Origin of the sequence: uncultured Thiohalocapsa sp. (genome assembly GCF_913063425.1) — a bacterium.
Classification (GTDB): Bacteria; Pseudomonadota; Gammaproteobacteria; order Chromatiales; family Chromatiaceae; genus Thiohalocapsa.
The window spans coordinates 172,873-182,684 of record NZ_CAJXYK010000005.1 but is presented as its reverse complement, the minus strand read 5'-3'; the positions used below and the strand labels follow the sequence as shown (position 1 = coordinate 182,684).

General features: G+C 70.1%; 10 protein-coding genes. 1 reads left to right on the top strand and 9 read right to left on the bottom strand.

The window, feature by feature from the left end:
• Positions 1-168 precede the first annotated feature (168 nt).
• The 4 genes from QZ607_RS04270 to QZ607_RS04255 all read right to left on the bottom strand — a co-directional run bounded on the left by QZ607_RS04270 (position 169) and on the right by QZ607_RS04255 (position 3,932).
• Positions 169-987, bottom strand: coding sequence for an ABC transporter permease (locus QZ607_RS04270; protein ID WP_295880018.1), 819 nt, complete (start codon positions 985-987; stop codon positions 169-171).
• Positions 987-1,463: a hypothetical protein gene (locus QZ607_RS04265; RefSeq protein WP_295880016.1), complete on the bottom strand. Its 477-nt coding sequence runs from the start codon at positions 1,461-1,463 to the stop codon at positions 987-989. The genes QZ607_RS04270 and QZ607_RS04265 overlap by 1 nt, the downstream gene beginning before the upstream one ends.
• 124 nt (positions 1,464-1,587) lie before the next feature.
• Positions 1,588-2,334 carry a ParA family protein gene (locus QZ607_RS04260; protein WP_295880014.1) on the bottom strand — a complete coding sequence of 249 codons (747 nt, stop codon included), beginning with the start codon at positions 2,332-2,334 and terminating at the stop codon, positions 1,588-1,590.
• Complete coding sequence (locus QZ607_RS04255) at positions 2,331-3,932, bottom strand: CHAD domain-containing protein (protein WP_295880012.1); 1,602 nt, start codon at positions 3,930-3,932, stop codon at positions 2,331-2,333. The genes QZ607_RS04260 and QZ607_RS04255 overlap by 4 nt, the downstream gene beginning before the upstream one ends.
• Before the next feature lie 276 nt (positions 3,933-4,208).
• Here QZ607_RS04255 and tal point away from each other — a divergent pair, with 276 nt between their 5' ends.
• Positions 4,209-5,177 carry a transaldolase gene (gene tal / locus QZ607_RS04250; protein ID WP_295880010.1) on the top strand — a complete coding sequence of 323 codons (969 nt, stop codon included), beginning with the start codon at positions 4,209-4,211 and terminating at the stop codon, positions 5,175-5,177.
• 33 nt (positions 5,178-5,210) lie between these two features.
• Here the strand turns inward: tal and folA are convergent, their stop codons facing one another.
• From folA to QZ607_RS04225, 5 genes are all read right to left on the bottom strand, one after another.
• A complete protein-coding gene (gene folA / locus QZ607_RS04245) occupies positions 5,211-5,717 on the bottom strand; it encodes a type 3 dihydrofolate reductase (RefSeq protein WP_295880008.1) in 507 nt (168 codons plus the stop codon).
• A 40-nt stretch (positions 5,718-5,757) separates the two neighbouring features.
• Complete coding sequence (locus tag QZ607_RS04240) at positions 5,758-6,798, bottom strand: YafY family protein (protein ID WP_295880005.1); 1,041 nt, start codon at positions 6,796-6,798, stop codon at positions 5,758-5,760.
• A gap of 49 nt (positions 6,799-6,847) precedes the next feature.
• Positions 6,848-7,219: a ribosome silencing factor gene (gene rsfS, locus QZ607_RS04235; RefSeq protein ID WP_295880003.1), complete on the bottom strand. Its 372-nt coding sequence runs from the start codon at positions 7,217-7,219 to the stop codon at positions 6,848-6,850.
• Positions 7,209-7,919: a nicotinate-nucleotide adenylyltransferase gene (gene nadD, locus QZ607_RS04230; protein WP_295880000.1), complete on the bottom strand. Its 711-nt coding sequence runs from the start codon at positions 7,917-7,919 to the stop codon at positions 7,209-7,211. Before nadD ends, rsfS begins: the two co-directional genes overlap by 11 nt.
• A 440-nt stretch (positions 7,920-8,359) precedes the next feature.
• Positions 8,360-9,658, bottom strand: coding sequence for a glutamate-5-semialdehyde dehydrogenase (locus QZ607_RS04225; RefSeq protein ID WP_295879998.1), 1,299 nt, complete (start codon positions 9,656-9,658; stop codon positions 8,360-8,362).
• Positions 9,659-9,812 lie beyond the last annotated feature (154 nt).

Here is a 9,812-nt window from a genome sequence, read left to right as displayed (position 1 = left end):
CGTCCTGATGGCGCGGCCTGCCGGTGACGATCTCCAACAGGCGGTCGAGGTCGCTGCGATACATGCGGTAGCGCTTGCCGACGGCACTGAGCCTGAGCGCGGGCGCGCTGCAAGCAGCGGCGGCGTCGGACGCGTCGAGCGTCGCGTCGGCCCTTACCTCAGGGGCGGTCACAATGTCTCCCGCAGATGCGGCTCGCTGCGCCGGAACAGCAGCCAGGCCGGGCCCAGCAGCGCCAGCCACAGCGCCAGCGGGCGCAGCCAGTTGCCGACTGTGACGGGCATGTCCTGCAACAGGTGGTGGATGAGGGCCATGATATCGGCGAAAGGATTCAGGATCAGCCAGGGCTGCAGTGGCGCGGGCAGCATCTCCGGGGTGTAGAGGATCGGCGTCACGTATAGCCCCATGGTCAGCAGGAACGGCAGCAGCTGGCGCAGGTCCCGCAGAAAATGCCCGAGCACCGCCAGCAGGTAGCTCGCCGGCAGCAGCAGCAGAAACAGCATCGACAGCACCAGCGTCGCCGCGGGCAACGCCGCGATGCCCAGCAGCAGCGCGCAGACGACGAGATACAGCGTGCCATGAATCAGCATCGCCATCACCAGCGGCAGCAGCGGCAGCAGCACCAGCGGAAAATCGCCGCGCTGATACAGCGCCGCCTGCTCGGCGAAGATGCCGAGCGCGCGTTGCAGCACCTCGATGATTAGGAACCAGGCCAGGATGCCCACGAGAAAGTAGTCCAGGAACACGACGTGGCCGGGCAGGCGAACCCGCAGCACCACATCCAACAGAAACCAGAACGCCAACACCTGCAGCGCCGGCCCGATCAGCAGCCAGCCGGCACGAAACAGCGTCCCGGAGGTCCGCCCGACGATCTCCCTGCGCAGCAGCAGCGCCAGCAGCAGGCGTTGCTGCCACAGCGCCGAGAGCGGGCGAATCAGCCCGTCGGCGGTGGCCCGCGGGAGTGCCGTGGCAAGGGCCCGAGCCCGCATCAGCTCACCAGCACGGCGCCGGAGACGCCGAGCAGCATGGCGGCGGCGGCTACGACCAGTGCGGCCAGCAAGAGCGCGCGCAGCCGGCCGTAGAGTCGACGGGCGTCGCGGACCCGTTTGCCCTGCATGGCCAGCCGCGCCGGCCGCAGCAGCCCGAGCTGTGCGATGACGAGCAGGACGACCAGGAGTACGGCCAGCGCCGTCATCCAGACGACGTGCACCGGCCATTGGGACAGGTCCAGCAGAGCAAGAACTGCCCAGAGTCCACTGCCGTAGATGAGCAGAACCCCCAGCCAGAGCCAGCGCAGGCAGAGCGCGATCCCATCCAGGCGCAAGTGCATACGTGCGGTGGCGTAGCGCACGTCCGATACGGCCGGCAGATAGGCGATCTGGATGAACAGCAGCGAGCCGAGCAGGATGATCGAGCCCAGGTTATGCGTCAGCACGGCGACGATGATCTGCTGCGTTTGCGACACGACCAGTCGGAAGTGCTGACGGTGAAGCGCCGATCTGAGGGTCAGGGCATATTCTATCCCGTAACCGCGAGCCGTTGCCCGTGCAGATCCTCTCGCCGAGCCGTCTGGGCAAGACGGCGGATGCTCAAAGCGCCGCGGCGACCTCGTCCCAGAGTGCGCGGTAGGCGCCGGAGGCGACATTGGAGGGGGCGTAGGCCGGCAGCGGCATGCGGTGCAGGCCCATGCGCTCCACCTCCGGGGCGAGGGGGATGCGGGCGGAGAGGATCTGCGGATGCTCGGCGCTGAGGCGTTCCATGGTCTCGGTGTGCAGGGCGCGCCCGGCATCCACCATGGAGAAGAAGGGCAGCACCCGCAGCGCGCCGAAGCCGTCTTCGGTCTCCAGGAAGTCCAGCAGCTGCGCCAGGGTGCGTGCGGACAGGGTGCTCGGGATGAGTGGCACCAGCAGCGCATCGGCGGCGCGGAAGATGTTCTCGGACATCAGCGAGATGCTGGGCGGGCAGTCGAAGAGCACCAGGTCGTACTCCTTCAACAAGGGCTTCAGCAGCCGCTTCAGCTGGCCCGTGGGCCGCTTCTTGGCGCCTTCCAGCAGGATGTCCATGTTGCGGTAGGAGAAGTCCGCCGGCAGCAGGTCCAGCAGCTCGAAGTCCGTGCCCTTGATGGCGTCGTCGGGGCTGCGCTTGCCGCGCAGCAGGCCACGCCCGCCGCCCTTGACCTTGGGCTTGATGCGGAAGTAGTAGCTCGCCGCCCCCTGGGGGTCCAGGTCCCACACCAGGGTGCGCTGCCCGGCGGCGGCGGCGAGATAGGCCAGGTTGACGGTGGTGGAGGTCTTGCCGACGCCGCCCTTGATGCTGTAGACGCCGATGATCTTCACGCGCCCGCCTCCGCCGCTGCGGCTGGCTGCTTGTCGGCAAAGAGGCGCTCGAAGACGGCCGCGTTCTGCGCGCTGTCGAAGCCCGCGAAGATGCGCGCAAACTCCTGCCGCGCCCGCTGCTGCCCCTCCAGCATGCGGCTGATGAGTGCACCCATGGCGAGCAGCGTCGGCAGCGGCGCCGCGTCCTCGCGCTGCATGGCCGCCGCCGTCTCGCGCAGGTGCTCCGCCTGCACGGCGAGGTCCTGGAAGCCGCCCAGGTTGTCCAGCAGCACCTTGGTCTGCTTGATGAGCCCCTTGATGTCCTCCGCGGGGTAGAGGCTCTGGAAGAACTCCATCAGGTAGCGGAGCTTCTTGCAGCTCTTGCGCAGCTCATGCAGGTCCTCCGGCGGCGAGGCGTCGGTGATGGCGCGACCCTCCTCGCGCACCCGCTTGAACATGCGCCGGATGCGCTTGTCCGCCACCGCCGCGATGGGGGTCTTCGCGTCCTTGGCGCCGTTGCGGGCGGGGGCTTCCAGGAAGGCCCGCCACTCCCGCAGCAGGGTGACGAAGCGCTCGCTCGCCAGGGTGCCGGCGAGGCGCTGCTGCTCGGTGTCGTAATGCGCGGCGAGCCAGTCCCGCAGCGGGTCCAGGTCGTCGCGCAGGCCGGGCGGCAGGTCGGTTTTGAGGCGCGGGAAGTCCAGCAGATAGACATCCAGGTCCCGCACCGGCCCCGTCACCTGCTGCAGCCAGGCGAAACGGGCCTTGAAATCATCGACGATGGCCTGGGGCAGCACGCCCTTGATCTGGCCCAGGGCCGAGCGGGTGCGCCGCGTGGCCACGCGCAGGTCGTGCAGGAACTCCGGGTCCAGGTTCTGCCGCGTGCCGTCGATGTTGGCCTCCAGCGTGTCCAGCAGGCCCAGCAGGATGGTCCGGGTGGCGGCCGCGGCCGGCTGCGTCGGGTCGAGCCGGTAGTCGAGCTTGGATGAGTAGCTGCCCGGGCGGCGGCCGGCGGCGGCGAGGGCCTCCAGCACCAGCGGTGCCGGTGCCGGCTCGAGCGCCAGGACGGTCTTCAGCCGATGGGCCGTGGTCTCGGTCTCGTGGCCGTAGCCGCGCACCGCCGTGAGCTGAAGCCGCGGCGGCAGGGTCACGGCGGGCCGGCCGCCGGCGGCCTCCACCCGCATCTGCTCCAGGCGGATGCGGGCGACGGTCTTGTCGTCGTCGTTCAGCACCCGCAGGGTGCGGCGGGTTCCGGTGAGTGCCACCATGGGCAGGAGGCGGCGCACGCCCAGCACCGGTGCCATGCGCTCGCGCAGCGGACCCGGCGGCAGATCGCCGATGAGGCCCGGCTCTGCGGTGATCGCCTGCCGCGCCGCAACGGCGCCGTCGGCGGCAAGGTCCTGCCACAGCAGCTCGCGCTGCTGATCCGTGACCAGCTCCTCGAGCGCCGCGTTCGCCCGGTACAGGCCCCACTCGAAGCTGTCGAAAAAGCGCCGGCGCAGGCGCACCGCCGGCTCCGGCTCGCAGCGCACATGGGCGCGGATGGCGGTGATCGCCGCCTCCATGTCCTGCTCCGCAGCGTCGGCGGCGGGGAGCAGATAGTCCATGGCCATGGGGTTCATCTGGATGATCAGAGTCCTCTGGTGCTTAGGTCGAGCGCGGCTGCGCGAGTGTCTCCGCGGCGGTGCCGATGGCCTGTCGCCGATGGCCCTGCCATGCTGCGCAAGAATATTACAGAATGATGACAATCCGCGGAAGTCCTTGTTACAAAAGCCTCTGTGCCGTGGCGGGCGCTACGGGATATCCCGAACTATCCATGCCCGGACGGCGCCGGGACAATGCCGGTCTGACGTTGCTGCATGCGGCGCGTGCAGCGCGGAAACCGTCCGGAGCCCGTTATGAGCAAGCTCGACCAACTCAAGACCATGACCACCGTGGTCGCCGACACCGGCGACTTCGACAGCATCGCCGAGTACAAGCCGCAGGATGCCACCACCAATCCGTCGCTCCTGTACAAAGCGGCCCAACTGCCCCAGTACCGGCATCTGGTGGAGGACGCCGTCGCCTTCGGCAAGGCGCGCGGCGGCAGCAGCATCGAGCAGGCGCGCTGGACCATGGACAAGCTCGCCGTGAACTTCGGCGCGGAGATCCTGAACATCGTCCCGGGCCGTGTGTCCACCGAGATCGACGCGCGGCTGTCGTTCGACACCGAGGGCACCATCGCCCGCTGCGAGGGGCTGCTCGAGCTCTATCAGGACATCGGCGTGGACCCGCGCGAGCGGGTGCTGTTCAAGATCGCCTCCACCTGGGAGGGCATCCGCGCCGCCGAGCAGCTGCAGCGCCGCGGCATCCACTGCAATCTGACCTTGTTGTTCAGCTTCCCGCAGGCCCTCGCCTGCGCCGATGCCGGTGTCACGCTCATCTCGCCCTTCGTCGGCCGCATCCTGGACTGGTACAAGAACGCGGAGAACGTCCCCGGCTATCCGGCGGACGAGGACCCGGGCGTCAAGTCCGTCACCGAGATCTTCAACTACTACAAGCGCCACGGCTACGGCACCATCGTCATGGGCGCGAGCTTCCGCAACGTGGACGAGATCCTGGAGCTCGCCGGCTGCGACTATCTGACCATCGCGCCCAAGCTGCTCGCCGAGCTTGCCGAATCCGACGGCGACGTGCCGCGCAAGCTCGACCCCGCCGCCGCCGCGGACATGGACATCCCCGAGCAGCACTTCGACGAGCAGGCCTTCCGCTGGGGCGTCAACGAGGACGCCATGGCCACCGAGAAGCTCGCCGAGGGCATCCGGCTGTTCGCCGCCGATACCCGCAAGCTGGAGGGCTTTGCGCACGACATCTGCCGCAATTGCTGAGACCACCGGCGCGGGCGGCACGATCCCGCAGGGTCAGCCGGCGGCGCGGCGCTCCAGCAGCACGAAGTCCATCGCATAGGCGTTGCGGGCATCCGCCGGGTGATGCTCGCGCGCGGTCTCCTGCCAGGCCGCCTGTGACCAGGGCGGAAAGTGGACGTCGCCCGTTATCTCGGCGTCCACGAGCGTCAGCGCCATGTGCGTCGCCTGCGGCAACAGTGCCGCGTACACCGAGGCACCGCCCACCACCATGATCTCCGGTACATCGGCGGCGGCCTGCAGCGCCGCCGCGGGCGAGGGCGCAAGCCGGCAGCCCTCGGCGCGATAGTCCGGGTCTGCGGAGATGACAATGTGCCGGCGCCGCGGGAGCAGCCCGGGCAGGGACTCCCAGGTGCGCCGGCCCATGATGATGGGCTTGTCGAGGGTCAGGCGCTTGAAGTGCGCCAGGTCGGCGGGCAGGTGCCAGGGCAGCGCGTTGCCGCGGCCGATGACGCCGTTGCGTGCCAGGGCCGCCACCAGGGTGATGCGCTGCGCTGTTGCCACCTGAGAGAGAGCGAGGCTGGGGTCTGCGGTGGAGGCGGGCTCAGGCCGCGTGGCCCGCGAGCGTCGCTGTGGGCGTGGCGGGCTCGGCCTGCGCCACGGCGTCGTCGGCGTAGTGACCCAGGGCCTGGCGCAGGCGCTCGGCCACGGCCTCGCGCAGCGCGGGCGGCGCCACCACTTCCACCTCCGGGCCGAACTTGAGGATGTCCATGATGAGCTCCGCGGGGTTGCTGTAGGGCACCCGCAGCTCGTAGCGGCCGTCTTCCAGCAGCCGGCCCTGTTGGTCGCGGTGCCAGCGCTCGTTGGCCACGTAGCGCGCCCGGGTGGCGCTGAAGCGCAGCACCGCCTCGTGCCCGGGTGTGCCGGCGAAGATGCCGTAGGAGCTCGCGAAGTGGCTGTCCAGCGCCGCCGCATCCACCTCCACGGCGGGTGTTTCCAGCGTCTGCGTGTGCTCCATGGCGTCGATGGCGAAGGTCCGGAGCCCCTCGCGCAGGTGGCACCAGCCGTCCAGGTACCAGTTGTCGCGGTAGTGCACGAGGCGCTGCGGCGAGACGTCCCGCTCCTCCCGGGACGCACGCCACCGGCTGTGGTAGCGCATGCGCAGGCGCCGGCGCTGCGCCAGGGCGCCGGCGACGGTCTGGAAGGTGGCGCCGCCCTGCTCGGCGTCGAAGCGCGCCGCCATCTGGAGCATCCGCACCCGTCCCTGAAGCCCGTCGGAGCCCGCGCGCTGGAGCTCCAGTAGCCCGTCGATGCGCTGCTGGAGCGGCTTCAGCAGCGGCTCCAGCAGGCCCGGCTGCACGTCTGCGAGGAGCTGCTGCACCGTCAGCAGCGCATGCAGCTCCGAGGCGTTGAACCAGAGCCCCGGCAGCTCGTACATGCCGCCTTCGGACTCATCGTAGCAATAGCCGTTGTGCTCGCGGTCGTAGACGATGGGCGCGTTCAGGTACAGACGCATCTCCTCGATGATGCGCTTTACCGTCGCCCGGGAGCATTCCAGCTCGTCCTCCAGGCGCTTGCGCGACACCGGGCGCCGCGCACTCTGGAGGATGCGGTTCAGCTCGAAGATGCGATCAAATCGGTCCATGCCGGTGCTGGCGTGTCCGCCCGGGTGCTGCCTGTGCTCGCGGTCCGGGTCAGACGCGACCGGCGGCAGCGCTCCGCGGCAGGGTCTCGGCCACCAGCGCCGGCGCAGACCAGAGCCGCTCCAGATTGTAGAAATCGCGCACCTTGGGCAACATCACGTGCAGAACGACGCCGTTCAGGTCCACCAGGGCCCACTCGCCGGCTTCGACGCCCTCGGTGCCGAGGGCCTGCTCGCCCGCCTCTTTGGCGCGGTAGGCCACGGTTTCCGCAATGGCCTTTACGTGCCGGTCCGAGGTGCCGGAGGCGACGATCATGTAGTCCGTTACGGCGGTCTTGCCGCGCACGTCCATGACCGAGATGTCGCGCGCCTTCATGTCGTTCAGGGTCTCGACGACCAGGTCTTTCAGTTGCTCAAGCTGCATCATGTCCCCTCTGGGCTGAAGTGTCGGAGTCGGTTTCTGCACTGGCGCGGTCGGCGGCCGCGCCGGCCGGGGCCGCGTAGCAGCCGGCCGCCAGCGCCATGTCCAGCACCGCGTCCGGCAGCAGGTAGCGGGCGCTGCGCCCGGCGGCGATGGTGCGGCGGATGCGGGTGGAGGAGATGTCCAGCTGCGTCACCGCTTGCAGCCAGATGCGCCCCGCCGGGGCTGCATGCAAATCCGCCGGACGCTCGGCACGGCGGCGCGCCAGCGTCTCGCGCAGCGTGGCGTCCCGCGGCAGCAGGCTGCCCGGGCGGCGCATCACCGCCAGGTGCGCGAGCCCCAGGATGTCCCGCGGCCGGTGCCATTCGAAGAAGGCGTTGAAGGCGTCACCGCCCACCAGCAGGCAGAGCGGCACATCCGGTCCCAGCTCGTCACGGAACTGGGCGAGTGTGTCCACCGTGTAGGAGCCGCCGGGGCGCGCAAGCTCCCGGTCGTCGGCCACCAGCTCCGGCACCCCCGCCACCGCGGCCTCGAGCATGCGCAGCCTGAGCCCGCCGTCGGCGAAGGGCTGTGCACGATGGACGGCGACGTTGAGCGGCAGCAGGCGGATTTGGCTCAGATCCAGCGCCTCGCGCACTTCCAGTGCGGTGCGCAGGTGGCCGAAGTGCACCGGGTCGAAGGCGCCGCCGAAGATGCCGATCATTGCGAAGCTGCCCCGGCCGCAGGTGGCTGCGCCGCCCACAGGTGCGGCGCGGCGGCGGTGCTGCGCTCGCTAGCGGGCATGCCGCGGCTGAGGATGCTGGCGGGGCTGCCGGCTCGCCTGCCGGCAATCGCTGGCCTGCGGTGGTGGAGCGGGCAGCCGGCCGGCGGATGTCCCCGTCCATGGCGAAGTTGCTGGAGCTGGGTCGGGTACAGGGCCGGGTACAGGGTCGGGCGCAGGGGCGGGCGCAGGGGCGGGCGCAGGGGCTGGGGGCGGGCTTGCGATGGTCGCGCCCGGTGCCTCGGGGCCGAATTGGATCGGGACAGGTGTAAGCTGCACGATGCGCGTGCGATCAGTGGGTTGCCTGCTTGTTCCGCTGATGCCTTGACGATAGCAGAAAACCGCCGCCCTGGGCAGGGCCCGACGCGCGGCCCCTGTGCCCTTCAGGTGCGCACATGCCCGTCGCCCAGCACGATAAACTTCTGCGACGTGAGGCCCTCCAGCCCCACCGGGCCGCGGGCGTGGAACTTGTCGGTGCTGATGCCGATCTCTGCCCCCAGGCCGTACTCGAAGCCGTCGGCGAAGCGCGTGGATGCGTTCACCATGACGGAGCTCGAATCCACCTCCCGCAGGAAGCGCCGCGCCCGGCCGTAGTCCTCGGTGACGATGGTGTCGGTGTGGTGGGAGCCGTGGCGCTCGATGTGGTCGATGGCGGCGTCCAGGTCGTCCACCACCCGCATGGCAAGAATGGGCGCGAGGTACTCGGTGTCCCAGTCTGCTTCGGTCGCCGGGCGGGCGTCGCCCAGCACGGCACGGGTGCGCTCGCAGCCGCGCAGCTCCACGCCGGCGTCTTTGAGTGCCGCGCCGACATGCGGCAGGAAATCGCCGGCGACGGGCGCCGCCACCAGCAGCGTCTCCAGGGTGTTGCAGGTGCCGAAGCGCTGCGTCTTGGCGTTGAGCGTCACCGCCAGGGCCTTGTCGAGGTCCGCCCGGTCGTCCACGTAGACGTGACAGATGCCGTCCAGGTGCTTGATCACAGGCACCCGCGCATCGCGGCTGATGCGCTCGATGAGGCCCTTGCCGCCGCGGGGGATGATGACGTCAATGTGCTCGGGGCTTGCGATCATGGCGCCGACCGCGGCCCGGTCCGTGGTGGCCAGCACCTGCACGGCCTCCGCCGGCAGCCCCGCTGCCGCGAGCCCGCGCTGGATGCAGTCGGCGATGGCGCGGTTGGATGCGAAGGCCTCGGAGCCGCCGCGCAGCACCGCCGCATTGCCGGCCTTCAGGCACAGCGCCGCGGCGTCGGCCGTCACGTTCGGCCGGGATTCGTAGATGATGCCGACGACACCAAGCGGCACCCGCATCCGCCCCACCTGGATGCCGGAGGGCCGGTAGTTGAGATCGGTGATGGCGCCCACCGGGTCCGGCAGCGCGGCGATCTGGTGCAGGCCCTCGATCATCGCGTCGATGCGCCCGGGCGTCAGCTCCAGGCGGTCCAGCAGCGCTGCGTCCAGGCCCTTGGCGGCGCCGGCCTCCAGGTCCGCCGCATTGGCCTGGCCCAGGGCATCGCGCCCCGCGTCCAGCTCTGCTGCAATGGCGATGAGCGCGGCGTTCTTGGCGGCGGTCTCGGCGCGGGCCATGCCGCGGGCGGCGGCGCGGGCGCGCTCGCCCACCTCGGCCATGTAGGCGGTGACGTCGGTGATCCGGGGCTGGGGCTGGGGCTGGGGCTGGGTTTGGGGCATGTTCAGCATCTCTCGCAACGCGCTGCTTTTACGCCATCATTGTTCCATGATGCCTGCGCCCGGCGGAAGTCCGGGCATGGCCCCTGCCATCAATCGGACCATGGCTTGCGCAACCCCGCGCCGGCGCCCGCCGCTGCCGACACCCGGCCCGGCA